Source organism: Pseudomonas sp. MYb193 (assembly GCF_002966775.1).
In the GTDB taxonomy this organism is placed as follows: Bacteria; Pseudomonadota; Gammaproteobacteria; order Pseudomonadales; family Pseudomonadaceae; genus Aquipseudomonas; species Aquipseudomonas paracarnis.
Genome location: NZ_CP023269.1, coordinates 3,376,608 through 3,398,763 on the forward strand (window position 1 = coordinate 3,376,608; position 22,156 = coordinate 3,398,763).

Sequence of the window (22,156 nt, forward strand, 5' to 3'; positions counted from 1 at the left end):
GTAAGTACCCTGCCCAACCGATGCCTCGCATGAGGCATCGGCCTTTCAACGGGTGATCAGCCCTCTGGAGTCACATGCTTACGGGTTAACCGTCAGCGTCGGGGCAACAACATTCAGCGATACGACAGTGCAGTTGCCGGTCAGCGACTGATTGGTAGCCGAAAGTGTTTTGGTACCAGGAGTCCAAGCCACGGCAATGGTGGTAGGGCCGCAGTTAGTGGCCGGAATCGAGGAGATTTTGTAGCCTACGTTGGTCACGGTGCCGGTGGTGCCCGTCGCAGCGGTAAGAACCCAAGGCAGGTTAGTCAGCGTGGGCAGTGCGCACAGGCCGCCGCCGGTCAAGGAAGCACCGTTGATAGAAGCCACGCCACCGCTAACGTTGCCGGTAAAGGTAATGCCGCAAGTCACTGCCGCACCAAAGGATGAGGGCGACTTCACCACGATGGTACCGGCATTAGTCGAGAACGGACCGTCTGGAGAAACGGAAGCCGCGCTCGCCATGGAGGCGGCACCAAAGCACAGAGCAAACGAAGTTGCACAAACGAGGGTTTTCAAGCTTTTCATTGTTTTTCCTCACATGTTATGGCGATTCATTTCGCCAGGGGTAATGGCCATGATCGAGAGGTCACGGTGAAACTGCAGAACTTCCCTTTCCAGCCAAATTTCAATGCATTTACCGCTACAACAGTCGGAACGCGCTATTCGACAACTTTGAAGTTGGGCGGCATCTTGATCGACACCGTCTTGATCTTGCAGTCTTCGCCAATCGCAACATCAGCGGCTTCCAACTTGCCGGTGGCGTTATCCCAAGTTCCGTCGGCCGTCGACGGCCCACACTTGCCGCCCAGGCCAAAGGCATGCACGTCCACGCTGATCTTCGACATGGAGCCGCTTTTTGTATCTTTGGCGATTAACACCCAAGGCAAGTTGATGGCTTCGACACGGCTGCACTTGAGGCCACCGTCGAACTCGACTTTGTCGACATTCACCGATGAACCATCGGCTGCAACCTTGCCGGCTACCTTGATGGTGCAGTCGGCACTGATGAGCTTGCCTTTGGAAAAGCTGATAGGTCCCTGGGCGGTGAAGGCACTGCCAGCGGGTTCGATACGCGCAGCCTGGGCCTGGTGGTAAGCAATCAAACCCATGGCCGCCAACAGGATGTGGGCGGTGAACTTGGCAGAACTTTGCATGGTGTACGTCCTTCCCTTGAAATTATTGTTGTAGGGTCAAACCACGTTCTTGCATTTCATTACCGGGGGCGATCAGAACCTGCGCGATACACAGATCCCGAGTACGCCCTTACCGCTTGATACGTATCAAAATGGTTTGGCAGTGCCGCTGTACTTCTCCAGATACTTCAAGCGCTTTGACGGTTGAAGATTGGTCAGGTTGATATCGCCGGCATAGTGATTCAGTACACGATGGTCCATGCGACGCCGCCACAAGTACGGCACATAAGCCCAGACAATCATGCTGGCGTAGCCATACGGAAGTTGCGGTGACTCATCAAAGTGACGCAGCGACTGATAACTACGCGTAGGGTTGGCATGGTGATCGGAGTGCCGCTGCAACTGGAACAGAAAGATATTGGTGACAATTCGATTACTGTTCCACGAGTGACGCGGCGAGCAGCGTTCATAACGGCCATTGGGCAACTTCTGACGCTTGAGGCCGTAATGCTCGACGTAGTTCACCACTTCCAGCAACGAGAACCCGTAGATGCCCTGGATAATCAGGAACGGAATTACCGCCGCCCCCAGCCAGGCAATCATTGCGCCCCACAACACCACGCTGTACATCCAGGCGCTGAGTACGGCGTTCTTCCAGTGCAAGGTCGGCAGGCCGAGTTTGCGCAGGCGTTCGCGCTCCAGGTTCCAGGCCGACACGGCGCTGAACCACACCGAGCGCGGCAGGAATGCCCAGAAACTTTCACCGAGGCGCGAGCTGGCCGGGTCTTCCGGGGTGGCGACCCGTACGTGATGGCCACGGTTATGTTCGGTGTAGAAGTGGCCGTAGAAGGTCGGCGCCAGGGTGACCTTGGCCAGGAACACTTCCAGGGGTTTGGGTTTGTGCCCCAGTTCATGGGCGGTATTGATGGCAATACCGGTGGCGGCACCGGTGGACATGGCCATGCCCACATAAGTCAACCAGCTGACTGCACCGTGAAGTTCAGTGCGCGCGGTGATGAACGCGGCGGTCTTGACCAACCAGCTTGAGGGTTCCAGGGTGGCCGTGGCGTGCAACAGGCCGCCGTTGATGATCCAGTCGATACCGCCAGCAGCGAGCCAACCGGTGATGACCACCGAGGCAATCACAAACAGCACGCCGGTGTAGACGATCCAGCGGTAGTAGCGTTGGGATTCAAGGTGGCTGACCGCAGATTCGGGCGGGTTGCTGACGTCTTCGCCGAGCAGGCCGTCAATCAGCGGAATCAGGCCGAAGATCACCAGTACGCCCACCCACCACAATTGCTGCACGCCTGTGGTGATGGCAAGGGCGCCGGAGAGCAAGGGCGTCGCCAGCGGCATGATGCCGAGCCACCACAGGTGGCGTTTGCCGTCGGCCCAGACATGCGGGGCTGCCAGAGTCTGGTTCATGGCAGCCTCCGAACGCATTCGGTGGGCAACGAGGCAGGCGACAGGTATACGGAGCGTTGACTGCTCCGGGAAATCAACCATGCGATAAAAGGCGTTTTTTTCATTATTTTATTCGCTCTTAGGCATTTCAAAAATAATTTCAAATTACACATTGAAATAATTTTTTTAAATAAATAGCGCGGAATCGTTAGGTCGTCAACTAGTTTCTCCAGCCCTTTTTTCCGTGACCGAGCAGTCTCTTTACAGCCGTTTGGTCAGGTACTCAGGGGCAGGCGTCAACGCCAGGCGCCGCAGTCAGGTGGCACTGTTACTGGCTCGCCAGGGCGACAGGTGGGTTTAGCGGCCGGACGCTCTCGCCGGGTCGAGCCCGCTTGGCCACCTGCTCCACCAGCGCCGCCACGCGCTCGGTGGCGGTGATCGGCAACATATGCCCCCGGCCTTCGATCACCTGCATTTTCAGCCCTGGCACCTTGCTGGCCAGGGCCTGGCCGTGTTTCTGGAAGTCGAGCACCTTGTCCTGCGCGCCGTAGATCAGGCCGATGGGCAGGGTCAATCGGGAGTAGCGCTTGACCATTTCCGGCAAGTGGTCATTGACCCGGTTGATCTCGGTGGAAGCGGCGTAGAAATTGTCGGGTCGCATGCCCAGCAAACCGCCGCCACGGGTGGCGAAGTCCGGTGGCGCAGGATCGGGGGCAAACACGCCCTTCACCACCGAGTCTTGGGTCAGCAGGCCGATGGGCAGGGTCAAGGTGTGGGCCACCCAGCGCCGCAGCCAGGCCGGGCGCACGGCCAGAGACAGGAACACCAGCGGCAGCATGCGTTGGGGGTGAGTCAAGGGCGCAACCAGCACCAGCCCGGAAACGGCATGGGGATGGTCAAGGGCCAGCGCCAGGGCAATCGCGCCGCCCAGGGAGTGCCCCAGTACCAGCGGTTTGCCCAGGTCCAGCGTATTGATAAAGGCCGCGATTTGTCGCGCCTGGGCCGGCAGGTCTGCCGGCGTGCCGCTGTGCCGGGTGGAATAGCCTGAGCCCGGCCGGTCGAGGCTGATGACCCGAAAATGCTCACGCAACTGGCCGGACAAGGCATAGGTCAGGTTGCGACTACTGCCCATCAGCCCGTGGATCATCACCAGCGGCGGGCCCTTGCCCTCTTCGACATAATGAAAGCGCTCGCCATCTACCTCGACGAAGCGCCCGTTGATCGGCACAGTCGCTTCAATGCGCCGCGTCATCCAGGCACTCAAGCCCCACAACGCAGCACTGGCGCCCGCCAGCACACCCGCAGCGACAACCCATTCGACAGCCATAGCTCGGTCCTCTGCTTCCCTGCTGCTGGCGACCCGACCGGAATTGATCTGGCCCCAGCCATCGTCCACACCCTGGACCTACACTTCATGCATACCACGTTCGTCCGTCGGACAAATCGCTCATGCGCAGCAAGGTCCTAGCGTAGGCGAATTTTTCAGGTAGATTATTTAAAATCTTTTTTAAAATAAATAATTCAATTTTCCTTTGCAATGGTGTTCTATCTAAAAGACAAAACAAAAACAGGAGCACATCCGATGCCCAAGCGTTTTATTGACGAGGCAGCCCTATGAATGCCCCCAGTGACTCAATTGACATCGCCATCATTGGCTCCGGGTTCGCGGGCCTGTGCATGGCGATCAAACTCAAGGAAGCCGGGATCACCGACTTCTTTATTGCCGAACAGGCCGAGACCCTCGGCGGTACGTGGCGCGACAACCACTACCCAGGTTGCGCCTGCGACGTGCAGTCCCATGTGTATTCGTTTTCCTTTGCGCCCAACCCGAACTGGACGCGACAGTTCGCGGCGCAACCCGAGATTCGCGCCTATCTGGAAGACTGCGCCAGGCGCTTCGAACTGGCGCCCTACCTGCGCTTTGGCATGGGCCTGCAACGTGCGGTGTTTGATGAACAACAACAGCGCTGGCAACTGACCTTCAGCGACGGCCGCCAGGTCAGCGCACGGGTGCTGGTGTCGGGCATGGGGGGGTTGTCACGCCCGGCAATGCCGGATATCCCAGGGCTGGAGAGTTTCAAGGGCAAGCGCTTCCACTCCCAGCAGTGGGATCACGAGTACTCCTTGAAGGGCAAGCGCGTGGCGGTGATCGGCACCGGTGCCAGCGCTATCCAGTTCGTGCCACAGATCGCCCCGCAGGTAGCGCATCTGGACCTGTTCCAGCGCACACCGCCCTGGATCATGCCCAAGCCTGATCGGCCGATTTCAGCGTTCGAACGCTGGTTGTTCAAGCATGTACCGCTCACCCAAAGGCTGGTGCGCGCTGCGCTTTACTGGGCGCTGGAAGGCCGTGTGGTGGGCTTTGCCCTGCATCCACGCCTGATGAAAATGGTGCAGAAAATCGCCCTGCGTCATCTGCGCAAACAAGTGGCCCGCCCTTCCCTGCGCAAAACCCTGACGCCGGACTACACCATCGGCTGCAAGCGGGTGTTGATCTCCAACGACTACTACCCGGCACTCTCGCGCAGCAATGTCGAGGTGGTCACCGACAGCGTACTGCGCATCGAAGCCGACGGCGTGATTACCGCCGACGGTATCAAGCACCCCGCCGATTGCCTGATCTTCGGCACGGGTTTCCAGGCCAGCGACCCGTTGCCCCGTGGCTGCATCATCGGCCGTGACGGCATCGACCTGATGGACGCCTGGCGCGATGGCGCCCATGCCTACAAAGGCACCACCGTGCCGGGCTACCCGAACCTGTTTCTGATCGTGGGCCCCAACACCGGCCTGGGGCATAACTCGATGATCCTGATGATCGAGGCCCAGGTCGCGTACATCCTCGACGCCCTGAAACACATGCAGCGCCAGCGCCTTGCCACGGTAGAGGTCAAGCCCGCCGTGGAGCACGCCTACAACCAGCAGTTGCAGGACAAGCTCAAGCGCACCATCTGGAACACCGGCGGCTGCCAGAGCTGGTACCTCGACCCGCGCACCGGCAAGAACACCACGCTGTGGCCCGGCTCGACCTGGCGCTTCAAGCAGGTCACCCGGCATTTTGCCCTCAAGGACTACAGCGTCAGCCAGGCGCCGGCGCCCGCCCTGCCGCGAGCGGTTGCAACGCCCCACTCCACCACAGAAGGCAGCCTGTCATGAAGTCATTCAACGGCCGCGTCGCGGCGATCACCGGCGCGGCTTCCGGCATGGGCCGCGCACTGGCCCTGGCCCTGGCGCGGGAGGGGTGCCACCTGGCGCTGGCAGACAAAAACAGCCAGGGCCTGGAACAGACCCTGGCGCTGATCCGCACCTCGACCTTGTCGCCCGTCACTGTCACCACCCAAGTGCTGGACGTGTCCGACCGCCAGGCCATGCACGATTGGGCAGCACGCTGCGCGGCCGAGCACGGCCAGGTCAACCTGGTCTTCAATAATGCCGGGGTGGCGCTGTCGAGCACCGTCGAAGGGGTGGATTACGCCGACCTGGAATGGATCGTCGGCATCAACTTCTGGGGAGTGGTACATGGCACCAAGGCATTCCTGCCGTACCTCAAGGCCAGCGGTGACGGGCACATCATCAATACGTCCAGCGTGTTCGGCCTGTTCGCCCAGCCCGGCATGAGCGGCTACAACGCTACAAAGTTCGCGGTACGCGGCTTCACCGAAGCCTTGCGCCAGGAACTCGACCTGCAACGCTGCGGCGTCTCGGCCACCTGTGTACACCCCGGTGGTATTCGTACCGATATCTGCCGCAGCAGCCGCATCGACGCGAACATGACCGGTTTTCTCATCCACAGCGAGCAACAAGCCCGCGCCGATTTCGAAAAACTCTTTATCACCGACGCCGACCAGGCCGCCAAAGTGATCCTGCAAGGCGTACACAAAAACAAGCGCCGCGTGCTGATTGGCCGCGATGCCTATTTCCTCGACCTGCTCGCCCGTTGCCTGCCGGCGGCCTATCAGGCGCTGGTGGTGTTTGCCAGCAAGCGCATGGCGCCCAAGCCGCGCACGCCGGTGTTTGAAACCAACGACGAGCCTCGACTCTGAACAGGAGGACGCACCATGTTGCCGATCCGTCGCGATATCCGTTTTGCCTTGCCTGCCGAGCGCATCAAGAACTGGCACGAACAAGGGCCTGTGGTCAGCCATTTCTTCAATGCCCTGTCGTTGCTGTTTCCCCAGGGCGAGCTGTTCTTCATGGACAGCGTGCGCCACTACCGTGGGCAGATCGATGATGCCGAACTGAAAAAAGAGATCCAGGGGTTTATCGGCCAGGAGGCCATGCACAGCCGGGAGCACGTGGCGTATAACGACTTGCTGCAAGCGGCCGGCCTGCCGGCGCACACCCTTGACCGACGCTTGAAGTTCTTCCTCGACCTGCAGAAAAAACACCTGCCGGCGTCGTTCAACCTGGCGGTGACCATCGCCCTGGAACACTACACCGCCATGCTCGCGGAAATCCTGCTGAGCGACCCGTCGCGCTTTGGCGACTCACTCAAGGGTTACCAGCAGATGTGGTACTGGCACGCCCTGGAAGAAACCGAACATAAAGCCGTGGCGTTCGATGTATGGAACAGGGTGATTAAACCAGGGCCTGCACGTTACCTGCTGCGCACGGGGACCATGCTGACCACCAGCGTGCTGTTCTGGGTGGTGGTGCTGGATTTTCACGTGCGCCTGTTGATTGCCGACCGCACTTCGGGCGGCACGCTGAAGGGCTTGTGGCGCATGGTTAAGTTCTTGTATGGGCCCAAGGGGGTGTTTCCACGGATGTGCCGGCCGTGGCTGCATTATTTCAAACCGGGCTTTCATCCTTGGGATCATGACAACCGGGCACGGTTGACGGGCATTGACCGGTTGGTCGAAGAGATAGAGCGCACGCGCCGCAGTTACGGCGCTTATCAAACTGACGCCCCTTGACCTAAATGTGGGAGCGGGCTTGCTCGCGAAAGCGGTGGGTCAGTCATATTGATGTCGACTGACACGCCGCCTTCGCGAGCAAGCCCGCTCCCACAGGGGGATCGCATTAGGGCAGAGAGGGTTACGCCAGGCTCTTGCTGACCACCTCAAACACATCGCTGGACAGCTCACCCGCGCCCAGGATGCGCTCCAGCTCCGCTTTCATCAGCGCCTGCCGTGCGCTGTCGTATTTACGCCAGCGTGTCAGCGGCGCCAGTTGGCGCGAGGCGATCTGCGGGTTCAACGTATTGAGCTGGATCACCAGGTCCGCCAGGAAACGGTAGCCCGAGCCATCCGCCGCATGGAAGTTGATCAGGTTCTGCCCGGCAAATGCGCCCACCAGCGCGCGCACCTTGTTGGGGTTCTTGATGGTGAACGCCGGGTGCTCCATCAGCGCCTTGACCCGCGCCAGCCCGCCCGGCAAGGTGCTGCCGGCCTGTACGCTGAACCATTGGTCCATGACCAGCGGGTTGTCCTTGAAGTTTTCGGCAAACACCGCCAAGGCCTGGGCTTTCTCTGCTTCGAACGGCGAGTTCACCAGCACCGCCAACGCCGTCAGGCGTTCGGTCATGTTATCGCTGGTGTCGAACTGATCCAGGGTGGCCGCCAATACTTCTGGCTTGCCGCTGAGCATCAAGTAAGACAGCGCGATGTTCTGCAGCGCACGGCGGGCGAAGTGCTCGGCTTCTGCCACGTAAGGCGTTTGCTTGGACAGCTCGCGGTTGGCCTGGTAGCGCAGCCACAAGCCTTCGAACAGGTTGTCGGCCAGTTGCTTGCGGGCAAACTCGCGGGCAGCGTGGATAGCGTCCACATCCGCCACCTCGCTGATTTCCGTGAGGTAGGCTTCGCTCGGCAGCGAGAGCATTTCGGCGACCATGGCCTGGTCCAGGCTTTCATCGCTCAACACCGTGCGCAGCGCGTCGATCAAGCGCTGATCAAGCTTCAGCGACTGGCCCGCCTGGTGCTGGCCGATCAGTTCCTGCAATACCTGCACGGCCAACTGCTGGCCAGCATCCCAGCGGTTGAAACCGTCGCTGTCGTGCTGCATCAGGAACATCAGTTGATCGCGGCTGTAGGGGAAGCTGAGCTTCACCGGCGCCGAGAAACCACGCAGCAACGAAGGCAAGGGTTTTTCAGCGATGTCGACGAAGGTAAACGTCTGCTCCGCTTCGGTTACCGAGATCACCCTTGAGGTGCCACCCGCCGTTGCTTCACCGGCCAGGCGCAAGGCAATGCCGGCGCCCTGCCCGTCCAGCAAGCCCAGCTCTACCGGGATCACAAAGGGCAATTTCTCGACCTTGTCCGGAGTCGGCGGGCAGCTCTGGCGGAAGGTCAGGCTGTAGGTCTTGGCCGCCGCATCGTAAGCCTCGCTTACCGCCAGGCGCGGGGTACCGGCCTGGCTGTACCAGCGCTTGAACTGGCTGAGGTCGGCGCCATTGGCGTCTTCCATGGCCTTGATGAAGTCGTCGCAGGTCACGGCCTGGCCGTCATGGCGTTCGAAATACAGGTCGCTGCCTTTGCGAAAGCCTTCGGCACCGAGCAAGGTGTGGATCATGCCGACCACTTCCGAGCCCTTTTCATACACGGTCAGGGTGTAGAAGTTGGAGATCTCGATAAAGCTGTCCGGGCGCACGGCGTGGGCCATGGGGCCGGCATCTTCAGCGAACTGGTGGGTACGCAGGTACGCCACGTCCTGGATGCGCTTGACCGTGGCCGAGTTCATGTCGGCAGAGAAGCCCGAGTCACGGAACACGGTGAAGCCTTCCTTGAGCGACAGTTGGAACCAGTCGCGGCAGGTCACGCGGTTACCCGACCAGTTATGGAAATATTCGTGGGCGACGATGGCTTCAACGCGCTGGTGAGCGGCATCGGTAGCGGTTTCGGCGCGGGCCAGCACGGCGCTGGAGTTGAAGATATTGAGGCCCTTGTTCTCCATGGCGCCCATGTTGAAGTCGTTGACCGCCACGATCATGAAGATGTCCAGGTCGTACTCGCGGCCGTAGGTCTCTTCGTCCCAGCGCATGGATTTTTTCAGGCTGGTCATGGCGTGCTGGCACTTGTCGATGTTTTCCGGCTCGACGTAGATGCGCAACGCGACTTCGCGGTTGGTCATGGTGGTGAAGCTGTCTTCGACGCACCACAGGTCACCGGCCACCAGCGCAAACAGGTACGCCGGCTTCTTGAACGGATCTTCCCAGGTCGCCCAATGCCGGCCGTCTTCGCCAGGGCCGCTGGCAATCGGATTGCCGTTGGACAACAGCACCGGATAGCTGTGCTGCTCGGCGATCACCGTGGTGGTGAACACGCTCATCACGTCCGGGCGGTCGAGGTAATAGGTGATCTTGCGGAAACCTTCGGCCTCGCACTGGGTGCAGAACATACCGCTGGATTTGTACAAACCTTCCAGGGCAGTGTTGGTTTCCGGGTGAATCTTGACGGTGGTGTCGAGGGTGAAGGTCTCACTCTTTGGCTGCACGGTCAGATGGCTATCGGTCAGCTGATAGTCAGCGTCCGTCAGCGGCTGGTCGGCCAGGTTGACGCTCAACAGCTCAAGTTGCTGGCCATCGAGCACCAATGGCGGCAAACCGGCGCCGCGCTCGGGATTGCGGCGCATCACCAGCTGCGCGTGGACCAGGCTGTGGTCCTCGAACAACTCGAAGGTCAGGTGCGTCTCGTCGATCAGGTAGTCCGGCGCCTGATAGTCCTTCAGGTAAATCATCTTCGGTTGTTCGGTGCGCATGCTTGGGATCCTTCTACTGATGCACGGCGAGCTGGTAGGCCGTGTATTTACGAATGTTGATAACGCCGGTGTCGAAGATCAGGTATTGGCCCTTGATCCCCAGCAGCGTGCCTTCGGCAATCGGGTTCTTGTCCAGGTTGAAGCTGACGATCTTGGTCGGATACTGCTCGACCGGGTAGCGGATTTCAATCGGCTCGATGTCGGCAATGGTTTGGATGGCTTGCAGGCCAAAGCGTTCCTGCAAACCCAGCAAGCCCTCGGCGCAAGAGGCGAACAGCTCATCACGCACCTGCTTGAGGTCCACCGCTTGCGCCTCGCCCTTGAGCAAGGCGCGCCAGTTGGTCTTGTCGGCCACCTGGCTGCGGAACAAGTCTTCGACGAAGCCCGATTGCTGGCGCGTCGCCACGCGCATGATCGGCAGCGCCTGGCTGGCGCCCTGGTCCAGCCAACGGGTGGGCAACTGTGTAGCACGGGTAATGCCGACCTTGATGCCCGACGAGTTGGCCAGGTACACCACGTGGTCGGTCATGCAGAATGTCTCGCCCCAGCCCGGATCACGGCAGGTACCGGCGTCGTAATGGCAACGCTCGGGGCTCATGATGCACAGGTCACACTGGGCCAGCTTGGTCATGCACGGGTAGCAATAGCCCTGGCTGAAGCTGGTCTTGGTCTTGCGCCCGCAATGGCTGCAATGAATCGCGCCCAGGTATTCCAGGCGGACATGGGTACCGATCAACGGATTGACCGGCACCTCGGTGTCGCCCAGGCGAAAGGCGTATTGAACGGTCGGCTCACCGAGTTGCGCCGACATTTTGCTGACTGCACCGCGACCAATTTCAATCAATGGATCGCATCCGACTTGAACAGGATGTTCGCCACCGGTTCTGACTTGGACGCGCACTCCTGCGGGCCCATATAGCCGGTGCGCTGCTCTTCGGGCAGGTTCTGGATCTCCCAGGCGATCATCGCTTGCAACGACAATTCGCGCTGCTCGGCGGTGAGCTTGCGGCCATCGGACCATTTGCCGATCTCTACCGCGAGCTTGAGGCTCTCGTAGATGTCCGGGGTGATGTTTTCGATCATTTCAGCAAAAGAGGACATAAGGCTCTTCCTTATCAAAGAGACGCTTTGCGACGGTTGTACAAACCGCCGAGCAAACCCGTCAAGCAACCGATGACCAACCCGCCCACATGGGCCGCGTTGGCGATTTCGCCGAAACCGATCATCGAGACCAGCCCCGACAGGCAGAGCAGCAACCACACCAGCATCATCACCAGCACCCCACGGGGCAGGCGATAGGCCGGGTTGGGCGACAATAATTGAAAGATCCAGCAGTGCCCGAGCAGGCCGTACAACACGCCGGACAAGCCGCCAAACAAGCCGGGGCCACCGTAGGCGTATTGCGCGTAGTTGGAGACCAGGCTGAACAACAGGGTCAGGCCCAGCAGGTTGATGCTGCCCTGGCGCGCTTCAATGCGCCGACCCAACTCCCAGTACCACATGCCGTTCATGGCCAGATGCAGGATGCCGAAGTGGATCAGCATCGGCGTGACCAGGCGCCACCACTGCCCCGAGGCCAGCGTGTCGGCCAACGGTGTGAACTGGATGTACTCGCCCAGCACCCGGAACGGCAGGAAGGTCAGCCAGGCCATGGTTTGCAGGTTTTCGCCGAGCAACGTCACGGCCGCGACGATGAGGCTGGCCAGCAAAACCAGCGCGGTGACCGGGCTATGGCGCACCTGCTGGACAAAACCTGGCCGCGCAACCGGCGCCTGCTCGGGAATGTCCAGTTGCTGGTCCGGGTCGCCAGCGGGGAAACGTTGATACAACACGCGCACATCGTCGCTGATGGCCTCGGGCACCCACAGCACCTGTTCACCCGCCTCCTCGCTGACGCGGTGCGGCACCTGCATGCGCTGCAGCAACTTGACGAAGCCGCCCAGGTCGACGCTCAGGGGCAAGCGCAATACAGCTACGGTACTCATGGCATGGCCTCTGGTCGCTCAACGTCGACCCATACGAATTTACGCGGATCCAGTTGGGTTTCCTGGTCGAGTCGATACGCCACCAGCTTGCCGTACAACACTGCGCTGTAGTCCAGGCAGGCCAGGTTCGGGCGGATCGGCGCCGGTTTGCCGCTGCGCCAGTAGTGGCCGACGAACAACAACGGCTCGTCGACGCCGTAGCGCAGCAGAGAGTTCTTTTCGGTGGACGACAACGGCGTGCGCGCCACCGGCTCCGGCAAGGCGTCGGGCTGGAACACGATGTCGCCGTAGGTCTTGGGGTCGTCTTCCCAGAACTTGGTGCGAAAGAACGACCGCGTCAGGCCATCGCCACCGGTCAGGGTGAGCCCATCGGGCAGGCGCATATCGGTGCCGCGCAACAGGCGATCGAATGCATTGCAGGCGAAACTGCCCGGTACGGCGGCGGCTTGCAGGAAGTGTTGGTCGATGCAGCCGTCCGGGAAGGTGGCGCGCAGCGGCTGGATGAAGCCTTCATCCCAGCACGCGTGCACTACGCGAAAACGCCCGGCGTCGACAAACAGCGGCATGTCGTAGAACCAGCCGAGGAAGTCGTGCCAGTCGGCCGGGTGGTGTTCGAACTGGGTCAGGGTCTCGTGGATCAAGCGGGCGTGGCGCGGGTTGTGCTCACGCACGAACTGCTTGCCACTGCCCGGCGGGGCCGGCGTGGTCCAGCCCAGCGCATTGAACTCGTGGTTGCCCATGATGCACAGCGCCTGGCCGGCCTCGGTCATATCGTGGACGATATGCAGCGCCTCGCGGATGCGTGGGCCACGGTCGATGATATCGCCCAAGAACACGGCCATGCGCGACGGATGGCGCCAGGTGCCGCCCTGCTTGTGGTAACCCAGTTGGTCGAGCAAGTGCTCAAGGGTATGAGCGCAACCGTGCACGTCACCAATCAGGTCGTAGCTACGCGCGGGATCGAGCATCAGTCGCCTCCACCCCCCAAGCGGCTGCCCCAGCCCAACTTGGTACGGCACACTTCGTAGTAGTTGTGATCCAGCGGGTGGATCAAGCGCAACTTCTGTGCCTTCTTGCTCACGGTGATGGTGTCACCGGGGGCGCAGGTGAAATGGTTCTGCCCGTCGCAGGAGACTTGCGGGTAGATTTGCATGTCTTTGGACACCACGATTTTCAGCTCACTGTTGCCATCGACCACAATTGGCCGACTGGACAACATATGGGGGTACATCGGCACGATCACAATGGCATCGAGCTTGGGGTGCATGATCGGGCCGCCGGCCGACAGCGCGTAGGCGGTAGAACCGGTGGGCGTGGCGACGATCAGGCCGTCGGCTTTCTGGCTGCAGACGAACTGGCCATCGATGTACAGCTCGAACTCGATCATGCGCGTGGACTTGCCGGGGTGCAGCACCACGTCGTTAAGGGCATCGCCCTGGCCGATCGCCTCGCCATGGCGGCGCACTTCGGCCTGCAGCAGGAAGCGGTTCTCCACCAGGTAATGGCCGTCGAGCACCTTGGCCACTTCGACTTCCAGCTCATCGGGGCGGATGTCGGTGAGGAACCCCAGGCTGCCGCGGTTGATCCCCAGCACCGGCACGTTATGCCGCGCCAGCGCCCGGGCGGCGCCGAGCAGGCTGCCATCGCCACCGACCACGATGACCATGTCGCACACCTCGCCGAGCATCTTGCGCGACGAGGTTTGCAGGCCGTGGCCAGGGAGGATTTCAGCGATGGTGTCTTCGAGGATCACATGCAGGTGGCGCTCGAGCAGAAACTTCTTCAGCCGGCGGACGGTGTCCAACACCTGGGTACTGCCCAGGCGACCGATAATGCCGATATTGCGAAATTGCTCCATGGGGCTCCTGCGGGATCTGGGGTGAGGCAAAAAGAGCGATTATGGGCGAAAGGCCGCCTCAGGCAAAATCCTTTGTCGCCGCCACGCCTTGATGACAATGGTTCTCAGGCACCTTCTGCACGCTGAAAAGGCTATGCTCGGACCATGACCCCATTCCCCGACTTGCACACCCTGCCCCGCCAACTGCGCCACCCCGAGGTGCGCGACCTGGCGTGGGTGATGCTCGCGCCGCCGATGCTGGCGCAGACGCCTTGGCCGCAGCGCCATCCGCTGGCGGGCAGTGACTGGGTGCAGGCCCCTCACCAACTCGAAGCCTGGCTGCGCCAGCTGGACCAGGACAGCAGCGCGTTGCAGCAGTGGCTGAGCCTGTCACGTACCCGGCGCCTGGGCCTGTACTACGAGCGATTATGGCAATTTGCGGTGCAACATGCTCCAGGCGTGGAGTTGCTGGCCGCCAACCTGCCGATCCGCCGTGCCGGGCACACCCTGGGCGAGCTGGACATGCTGCTGCGCGACCGCGATGGGGTGCACCACCTGGAACTGGCGATCAAACTCTACCTGGGCCCGCAGGACGGCAACGGCCAGGACACCGCCCAATGGCTGGGACCTGGCTGCCATGACCGGCTTGACCGCAAACTCGCGCACCTGGCCCAGCATCAACTGCCGATCTCCGCGCGGGCAGAAAGCCGCGAGGCCTTGGGGGCGTTGGATATCCAAGCGTTCGATGCGCATTTGTGGCTCGGCGGCTATCTGCTCTACCCCTGGCCCGGCGCGGCGCAATCCCCCCTCGGCGCTCACCCGCAGCATCTGCGTGGGCGCTGGTTGCATCAGCGCGACTGGACAGACTTTGTCAGCACCCGCCCGGCGGGCCGCTGGCAACCCCTGCCCCGCCATGCCTGGCTGGCGCCCGCGCATTACCCGGCCGATGAAGTGTGGAGTGAGGTGCAGATGCAAGACTGGCTGGCAGAGCTGGACCCCATGGCCCCGGCGCAGTTGCTGGTGCGCATGGTGCCGAACGGTGAGGAGTGGGAGGAAGCCGAGCGGTTGTTTCTGGTGGCTGATCTTTGGCCGAATGTGCCGGGGACAGGCTGATAGGTGTGGGGTGTTTGAGGGCCTCATCGCAGGCAAGCCAGCTCCCACAGTTTGACCGCGCAGCCGATTCCATGTGGGAGCTGGCTTGCCTGCGATGGCGATAGCCCAGGCGCTACAGCTTATCGATGTGCTGATACTCCAACTGAAGCCACACCGTTTGACGCGCCGCCTATCCCTGTGGGAGCTGGCTTGCCTGCGATGGCGACAGCCCAGGCGCTACAGCTTATTGATGTGCTGATAATCCAACTGAAGCCACACCGTTTGACGCGCCGCCTATCCCTGTGGGAGCTGGCTTGCCTGCGATGGCGACAGCCCAGGCGCTACAGCTTATTGATGTGCTGATAATCCAACTGAAGCCACACCGTTTGACGCGCCGCCTATCCCTGTGGGAGCTGGCTTGCCTGCGATGGCGATAGCCCAGGCGCTACAGCTTATCGATGTGCTGATACTCCAACTGCAACCCCACCGCCAATGCCTCAGCCCGCCCCAACCTGATCGGCCCACGCTCGATGTCAATCAACATGCCTGGGCACTCCAATCGCGGCAGCGCGCCAATCGCCTTGAGCCGCCCATCGGTCACCACCAGCAACTTCTGTTGCTCGGCGGGATAGCGCTTGCGCCGTGCCGCCAACCAATGCCCCGACTCGGTCAGCGCAGCCAGCAGCGGCGTGCCCCCGCCTGCCCCTAACTGCCCCAACCAGTCGACCAAGCCTTTCGCCGCCTTCAAGCCTTGTACCTGCCACTTCGGCGATTGCCCGCTGGCCGTCAATAACGCCATGCGCGCCCGTTGCCGATAAGCGTCGTCAAACAGCTGGGCCAACAACCCCTTGGCATCGGTCAACGCCCGATGGCGCCGCGTGGATGCCGAGGCATCGACTATCACCAACCACAGTTCGGGAGCCGACCGGCTACGCAGGTGGAACAGCAGGTCCTCACGGCATTGCGGCCGCCCATCCAGCAACGTGCCCGGCCAATTGATCGCCCCGCGCTGTGCGCTGCGGGCCTTGCCCTGCCGGCCGGTGTTCAATCGCCCCGCCTGGGGCCGGGCATCCGCCCCCGCGTCAGGTCGGGGGCGGATGCCTAGGGCTTTTTTGGCCAGGTGGGTACATCGCGGCGTGCGCCCGTGGGCAAGCCAGGTGCGGGCATATCGCCCCACTGGCCTTGGCCAGGCGAGGTGTCAGAGGGTGACGATGACGGCCCGTCATCCGGCTGGGGCGGCGCGCCTATCGGCGCTTGCTGCTGACGTCGATGGCGCAAGGCGAACTCCGCCACCGCGTCGATATCTTCCTGCTCGATAGCGACGGCGCCACGCCACGCCGCATGGGCACGGGCGCCACGCAACCAGACCAGGTCGGCACGCAGGCCGTCGACCCCAGCGGCAAAGCAGCGCTCGGTGATGCGGGCCAACGCCTGGTCATCCAGGGCGATACTGTCTAGCCGTGCCCGTGCCAGGGTGCAGCGTTCGCGCAAGGCAGCTTGCGCTGGCGCCCACTGCGCGCAGAACGCCGCCGGGTCGGTGTCGAAATCCAGGCGACGTCGGATGATCTGCCCACGCTCGGCGGGCAAGGTCTGCCCGCTCAAGGCCACGTTGAAGCCGAAGCGGTCGAGCAACTGCGGGCGCAGCTCGCCCTCCTCCGGGTTCATAGTGCCGATCAGTACAAAGCGCGCCGCATGGCGATGGGAAATCCCGTCGCGTTCGATCAAGTTGGTGCCGCTGGCGGCTACGTCCAGCAGCAGGTCCACCAAGTGGTCGGCCAGCAGGTTGACTTCATCCACGTACAACACTCCGCCGTCGGCCTTGGCCAACACGCCGGGGGAGAATTGCGCACGGCCTTCGCCCAGTGCTGCGTCCAGGTCCAGGGTGCCGACCAGGCGCTCTTCGGTCGCGCCCAGGGGCAAGGTTACAAACTGCCCGCTGGCCAACAGGTCTGCCAGCCCACGGGCCAGAGTCGACTTGGCCATGCCCCGTGGCCCTTCGATCAGCACGCCGCCGACCTTCGGGTCGATGGCGGCCAGGCACAGCGCGAGCTTCAAGTCATCAGCGCCGACCACCGCGGACAGTGGGAAATGCGGAGTATCAGTCATCAGCTGTCTTCTTCTATGTCCAGCAACAGGTTTTCCAAGGCTTCGCGGTACGCCCCCGGTGCCTGCCACAAGCCACGTTGCTGGGCTTCGAGCATGCGCTCGGTCATGTCGCGCAGGGCATCGGGGTTGTGCTGTTGCACAAAGGCACGGGTGTCAGGGTCCAGCAGGTAGGCATCGGCGAGCAAGGCGTATTGGTGATCGTCAATCAGCGCGGTGGTAGCGTCGAAGGCGAACAGGTTGTCCACGGTCGCGGCCATTTCAAACGCGCCTTTATAGCCATGGCGCTTCACGCCCTCGATCCACTTGGGGTTGGCCGCGCGGGAACGGATCACCCGGTTGAGCTCTTCCTTCAAGGTGCGGATTTTCGGCACGTCCGGCTGGCTGTGGTCGCCATGGTAGCTGGCGGCCTTTTCGCCGCTCAGGGTTTCCACGGCGGCCAGCATGCCGCCCTGGAATTGGTAGTAGTCGTTGGAGTCGAGCAAGTCGTGCTCGCGATTGTCCTGGTTCTGCAACACCGCCTGCACCTGGCTCAAACGCTGGGCAAATTGCTCCCGGGCCGCAGTGCCTTCGTCAGCGCCACCATAGGCGTAACCCCCCCAGTTCAGGTAGACCTCGGCCAAGTCCTCGCGGCTCTGCCACAAGCGCCCGTCAATCGCGCCCTGCACGCCCGCGCCATAGGCACCCGGTTTGGCGCCGAAAATGCGCCAGCCGGCCTGCTTGGCCGCGGCACCTTCATCCAGGCCCGCCTCAAGCAATGCCTGGCGTTCACTGCGCACTTTGGCAGCCAGCGGGTTCATGTCGTCGGGTTCATCCAGGGCCGCCACCGCTTGCACCGCCGCATCGAACAGGCGGATCAGGTTGGCAAACGCATCGCGGAAAAACCCGGACACGCGCAGGGTCACGTCCACCCGCGGGCGGTCCAATAAGCTGATCGGCAGGATCTCGAAATCGTCCACCCGCTGGCTGCCAGTGGCCCATACCGGGCGCACGCCCATCAGTGCCATGGCCTGGGCGATATCGTCACCGCCGGTGCGCATGGTCGCGGTGCCCCATACCGACAGGCCGAGCTGGCGCAGGTGGTCGCCATGGTCTTGCAGGTGCCGTTCAAGAATCAGGTTGGCCGACTGGAAACCGAGACGCCACGCCGTGGTGGTTGGCAGGTTGCGTACGTCCACGGTAAAGAAGTTACGCCCCGTAGGCAGCACATCCAGCCGACCGCGACTCGGCGCACCGCTGGGCCCTGCCGGGACAAAGCGCCCACTCAAGGCATCGAGCAAGCCGCGCATCTCCGCCGGCCCACAGGCATCCAGGCGTGGCGCGACGACAATGCGCAGGCTTTCGATCACCGACTTCACCTCCTGCCAGCCGGGCTCTTCCAACTGTTCGATGGGGCCTTCCAACGCCTGCTCGATCAAGCGCGCCGCGTACAACTCCAGACGTTCACGGGTATCTCCGGCCGTACGCCACAGCTGATCGTCAATCTTCTGCAACACCAACGGGCGCCGCCCCGTCCAGGGCTCGGCCAGTGCACAATCGAGCGGATCAAACCCCAGGTCGAATGCCTTGGCCAACACACGCAGCAGGCTCGACTGCGGGCCCCGGCCATCGCCACGGGGAATGCGCAACAGCGCCAGCAAGGTGTCGATACGCAAACGGCCCTCGGGCGACTCGCCAAAGATATGCAGGCCATCGCGGATCTGCGACTCCTTCAAGTCGCACAGGTAGGTATCCAGGCGCGGCAGCCACACCGCCGCGTCCGCCTCACTGCCCAGTTCAAGCTCCTGGTCGATACGGGTTTCGCGCACCAGCTTGAGGATGTCTTTTTGCAGCTCCAGCGCACGGCGCGGGTCGAGCAATTGCGCCTCGTAATATTCGTCGGCCAATAACTCAAGGTCACGCAGCGGGCCGTAGGTTTCGGCGCGGGTCAGCGGCGGCATCAGGTGGTCGATGATCACGGCCTGGGTGCGCCGCTTGGCCTGGGCGCCCTCACCCGGATCGTTGACGATAAACGGGTAGACATTCGGCAGCGGCCCCAGCAATGCATCCGGCCAGCAGTGCTCCGACAGGCCCACGCCTTTGCCGGGCAGCCACTCCAGGTTGCCGTGCTTGCCCACATGGATCACGCCGTGGGCGCCGTAGGTATGGCGTAGCCAGAAATAGAACGCCAGATAGCCATGGGGCGGCACCAGGTCCGGGTCGTGGTACACCGCGCTGGCATCTACCTGGTAACCCCGGGCCGGCTGGATGCCGACAAAGGTCAGGCCCAGGCGCAGGCCGGCGATCATCATGCGGCCATCGCGGCACATCGGATCGTTTTGCGGGGCACCCCAACGCGCCAGCACGGCCTGGCGATTGGAGGCCGGCAAACGCTCAAACATCGCCTGGTATTCCACAAGGCTCAGGCTTTGATGGCAGGGGCGCAGGTCGAGGCTGTCGAGATCGTTGGTGACGCCGCCGAGCAGTTCCTGGATCAGCGCGGTGCCGCTGTCGGGCAGCCGCTCCGCCACCGGGTAGCCCTCGGTTTGCAAGGCGCGCAGGATATTCAGCGCTGCCGCCGGGGTGTCCAGGCCCACGCCGTTACCGATGCGACCGTCGCGGGTCGGGTAGTTGGCGAGGATCAACGCAATCCTTTTCTGGGCATTGGGCACCCGCGCCAACTCGACCCAACGGCTTGCCAGCTCAGCGACAAAATCCATGCGTTCGGGCGCTGCGCGGTAGCACACCACGTCCGACTGGCTGCGCTCGCTGCGCCAGGCCAGGTCCTTGAAACTGATCGGCCGGCTGATGATGCGCCCGTCAAGCTCCGGCAAGGCAATGTGCATCGCCAGGTCGCGGGGCCCCAGGCCTTGTTCGCTGGCCTGCCAGCCGGGTTGGTTATCCTGGGCGCAGATCGCCTGGATCACCGGGATATTACGGCGAAACGGGCGCAAATGCGGCGCTTCCGGGCTCGATTGGGCAAAGCCGGTGGTGTTCAGAATTACCGCGGCTTGCACGTCATCCAGCAGGTCCTCGACCACCGTGAGGCAGCCGGGTTCTTTCAAACTGGCCACCGCGACAGGCAAGGGGTTGAGGCCCGCCGCCTGTAAGCGCTGGCAGAACACATCAATAAAACCGGTATTGGCCGCCTGTAAATGGGAGCGATAGAACAGCACCGCAGCCACGGGCCAATCGGCGTGCCAATCGGCCTGCCAGTCATTGAGGCGGGCATTGGCGGAGTGCGGGTGATAGATCGCCGTGCGCGGCAGCGCTTGCGGCTCGGCCCAGGCATAGTCGCGGCCCAGGTGGGCACTGGCCAGGCAATGGTAAAAATCCAGGGCATTGCCCAGGCCACCTTGGCGCAGGAAGTGCCACAGGCGCTCGCGGTGTTCGGCAGCAACGGTGCTCAGGCCGCTGAGTTCCGGGTCTGGGCGGTCGTCACCCGGCACCAGGATCAGGGTGACGCCGCGTTCGGCCAACTCCACCAGGCGCTCGATGCCGTAGCGCCAATACCCGATGCCGCCGTGCAATGACAGCAGGATGACCTTGGCGTGGCGCAATACCTCGTCCACGTACAGGTCGACCGAGGCATGGTTCTGCACCTGCATCGGGTTGGCCAGGCGCAGGCTGGGGTAATCCTCGGGCAATTGCTGGGCGGCTTCGGCGAGCAGCGCCAGGCTGGAATCGCCGCTGCACAGGATCACCAGTTCAGCGGGGGTCTGGCCAAGGTCGGCAATATTGTCGTCCGCGACGAAACCACCGGGTTGGGTCCTGAGCAGGTGCATGGTTAAACGCTGAGGGCAGCGCGCAATTGCGCTTCGAGGCCGGCGGCGTCCAGTTCCTGGCCGATCAGCACCAGGCGCGTGGTGCGTGCTTCGTCAGCGCCCCAGGCACGGTCGAAGTGTTTGTCAAAGCGTGTGCCCACACCCTGGATCAGCAGGCGCATCGGCTTGTTTGGGATAGCTGCAAAGCCTTTCACACGCAAAATGCCGTGCTGCACCACCAATTGAGTCAGGGCGTCGAGCAACAGGGCTTCGTCGGCTTGCGGCAAGTCGATGGAGATGGAGTCGAACGCGTCGTGGTCGTGGTCGTCTTCGCCTTCATGGTGCTGATCGTGATGGCTGTGGCGAGCGTCGATATGCTCTTCGGAGCCGGCACCGAGGCCGATCAACACGTCCAGCGGCAGGCGGCCGCTGCTAGCTTCGATGACCTTCACCGCCGGCGGCAGTTCTTCGGCCACTTCCAGGCGCACACGGGCCAGGTCTTCGGCGCTGATCAGGTCGGATTTGTTGAGGATCACCAGGTCAGCGCTGGCCAGTTGGTCGGCGAACAGTTCGTGCAACGGCGACTCGTGGTCCAGGTTCGGGTCGAGTTTGCGCTGGGCGTCGACCTGGTCCGGGAAGGCGGCAAAGGTACCGGCGGCCACGGCTGGGCTGTCGACTACGGTGATCACCGCGTCAACGGTGCAGGCGCTGCGGATTTCCGGCCACTGGAAGGCTTGCACCAACGGCTTGGGCAGGGCCAGGCCCGAGGTTTCGATGAGGATATGGTCCAGGTCACCGCGACGGGCGACCAGTTCGCGCATCACCGGAAAGAACTCTTCCTGCACGGTGCAGCACAGGCAACCGTTGGCCAGCTCGTAGACGCGGCCATTGGCTTCTTCTTCGGTGCAACCGATAGAACACTGCTTGAGGATTTCACCGTCGATGCCCAGCTCGCCGAACTCGTTGACGATCACCGCAATGCGACGGCCCTGGGCATTGTCGAGCATATGGCGCAACAGCGTGGTTTTGCCCGAGCCGAGGAAGCCGGTAACGATGGTGACGGGAAGTTTGGCCAGTGTTTTCATCGGATGCCCTTTGGGGCGGGCATACGGGACGACAGGCCCT

18 protein-coding genes are annotated in these 22,156 nt (G+C 62.3%); 4 read left to right on the forward strand and 14 right to left on the reverse strand.

Annotation, left to right across the window (positions count from 1 at the left end; all coding sequences use genetic code 11):
* Window positions 1–78: 78 nt before the first annotated feature.
* The 4 genes from praB to CLM72_RS15345 form a co-directional block, all read right to left on the reverse strand.
* Window positions 79–564 (reverse strand): alkane oxidation protein activator PraB, encoded by a 486-nt coding sequence (gene praB, locus CLM72_RS15330; protein ID WP_014718293.1) that lies wholly within the window; start codon window positions 562–564, stop codon window positions 79–81.
* A gap of 134 nt (window positions 565–698) precedes the next feature.
* Complete coding sequence (praA, locus tag CLM72_RS15335) at window positions 699–1,193, reverse strand: alkane oxidation protein activator PraA (RefSeq protein ID WP_014718292.1); 495 nt, start codon at window positions 1,191–1,193, stop codon at window positions 699–701.
* A 126-nt stretch (window positions 1,194–1,319) separates the two neighbouring features.
* Window positions 1,320–2,600: an alkane 1-monooxygenase gene (locus CLM72_RS15340; RefSeq protein WP_105227027.1), complete on the reverse strand. Its 1,281-nt coding sequence runs from the start codon at window positions 2,598–2,600 to the stop codon at window positions 1,320–1,322.
* Between the two features lie 307 nt (window positions 2,601–2,907).
* Window positions 2,908–3,906: an alpha/beta fold hydrolase gene (locus tag CLM72_RS15345; RefSeq protein ID WP_105227028.1), complete on the reverse strand. Its 999-nt coding sequence runs from the start codon at window positions 3,904–3,906 to the stop codon at window positions 2,908–2,910.
* 287 nt (window positions 3,907–4,193) lie between these two features.
* Between CLM72_RS15345 and CLM72_RS15350 the strand changes: the two genes are divergently transcribed.
* The 3 genes from CLM72_RS15350 to CLM72_RS15360 are packed head-to-tail and all read left to right on the forward strand — an operon-like array spanning window position 4,194 to window position 7,492.
* The gene (locus CLM72_RS15350) at window positions 4,194–5,732 is read left to right on the forward strand and encodes an NAD(P)/FAD-dependent oxidoreductase (protein ID WP_105227029.1); all 1,539 of its coding nucleotides are present in this window, start codon (window positions 4,194–4,196) and stop codon (window positions 5,730–5,732) included.
* Window positions 5,729–6,619, forward strand: coding sequence for an SDR family oxidoreductase (locus tag CLM72_RS15355; RefSeq protein ID WP_105227030.1), 891 nt, complete (start codon window positions 5,729–5,731; stop codon window positions 6,617–6,619). Before CLM72_RS15350 ends, CLM72_RS15355 begins: the two co-directional genes overlap by 4 nt.
* Window positions 6,620–6,634: 15 nt before the next feature.
* A complete protein-coding gene (locus tag CLM72_RS15360) occupies window positions 6,635–7,492 on the forward strand; it encodes a metal-dependent hydrolase (RefSeq protein ID WP_105227031.1) in 858 nt (285 codons plus the stop codon).
* Window positions 7,493–7,613: 121 nt separating this feature from the next.
* On the opposite strand, the gene pepN is transcribed toward CLM72_RS15360, so the two are convergent.
* The 6 genes from pepN to CLM72_RS15390 are packed head-to-tail and all read right to left on the reverse strand — an operon-like array spanning window position 7,614 to window position 14,114.
* Window positions 7,614–10,271: an aminopeptidase N gene (gene pepN / locus CLM72_RS15365; RefSeq protein ID WP_105227032.1), complete on the reverse strand. Its 2,658-nt coding sequence runs from the start codon at window positions 10,269–10,271 to the stop codon at window positions 7,614–7,616.
* Window positions 10,272–10,284: 13 nt separating this feature from the next.
* Complete coding sequence (locus CLM72_RS15370; protein WP_168220177.1) at window positions 10,285–11,115, reverse strand: DUF2797 domain-containing protein; 831 nt, start codon at window positions 11,113–11,115, stop codon at window positions 10,285–10,287.
* Window positions 11,112–11,372 (reverse strand): YeaC family protein, encoded by a 261-nt coding sequence (locus tag CLM72_RS15375; RefSeq protein ID WP_005788688.1) that lies wholly within the window; start codon window positions 11,370–11,372, stop codon window positions 11,112–11,114. The genes CLM72_RS15370 and CLM72_RS15375 overlap by 4 nt, the downstream gene beginning before the upstream one ends.
* 14 nt (window positions 11,373–11,386) lie before the next feature.
* Window positions 11,387–12,256 (reverse strand): rhomboid family intramembrane serine protease, encoded by an 870-nt coding sequence (locus CLM72_RS15380; protein ID WP_105227033.1) that lies wholly within the window; start codon window positions 12,254–12,256, stop codon window positions 11,387–11,389.
* Window positions 12,253–13,227, reverse strand: coding sequence for a metallophosphoesterase (locus tag CLM72_RS15385; RefSeq protein WP_371920474.1), 975 nt, complete (start codon window positions 13,225–13,227; stop codon window positions 12,253–12,255). Before CLM72_RS15385 ends, CLM72_RS15380 begins: the two co-directional genes overlap by 4 nt.
* A complete protein-coding gene (locus CLM72_RS15390) occupies window positions 13,224–14,114 on the reverse strand; it encodes an NAD(+) kinase (RefSeq protein ID WP_003217892.1) in 891 nt (296 codons plus the stop codon). Before CLM72_RS15390 ends, CLM72_RS15385 begins: the two co-directional genes overlap by 4 nt.
* A 144-nt stretch (window positions 14,115–14,258) precedes the next feature.
* Here CLM72_RS15390 and CLM72_RS15395 point away from each other — a divergent pair, with 144 nt between their 5' ends.
* The gene (locus CLM72_RS15395; protein WP_105227035.1) at window positions 14,259–15,206 is read left to right on the forward strand and encodes a DUF1853 family protein; all 948 of its coding nucleotides are present in this window, start codon (window positions 14,259–14,261) and stop codon (window positions 15,204–15,206) included.
* A 424-nt stretch (window positions 15,207–15,630) separates the two neighbouring features.
* Here the strand turns inward: CLM72_RS15395 and CLM72_RS15400 are convergent, their stop codons facing one another.
* The 4 genes from CLM72_RS15400 to cobW are packed head-to-tail and all read right to left on the reverse strand — an operon-like array spanning window position 15,631 to window position 22,116.
* Window positions 15,631–16,233: a VWA domain-containing protein gene (locus tag CLM72_RS15400; RefSeq protein WP_105227036.1), complete on the reverse strand. Its 603-nt coding sequence runs from the start codon at window positions 16,231–16,233 to the stop codon at window positions 15,631–15,633.
* A gap of 53 nt (window positions 16,234–16,286) precedes the next feature.
* Window positions 16,287–17,291, reverse strand: a complete 1,005-nt coding sequence (locus CLM72_RS15405; RefSeq protein WP_105227037.1) for an ATP-binding protein — start codon at window positions 17,289–17,291, stop codon at window positions 16,287–16,289.
* Entirely contained in the window at window positions 17,291–21,052 is a 3,762-nt protein-coding gene (gene cobN, locus CLM72_RS15410; protein WP_105227038.1) for a cobaltochelatase subunit CobN, read from the reverse strand. Before cobN ends, CLM72_RS15405 begins: the two co-directional genes overlap by 1 nt.
* 2 nt (window positions 21,053–21,054) lie before the next feature.
* On the reverse strand, window positions 21,055–22,116 hold the full coding sequence (cobW, locus tag CLM72_RS15415; RefSeq protein WP_105227039.1) for a cobalamin biosynthesis protein CobW: 1,062 nt from the start codon (window positions 22,114–22,116) through the stop codon (window positions 21,055–21,057).
* Window positions 22,117–22,156: the final 40 nt, after the last annotated feature.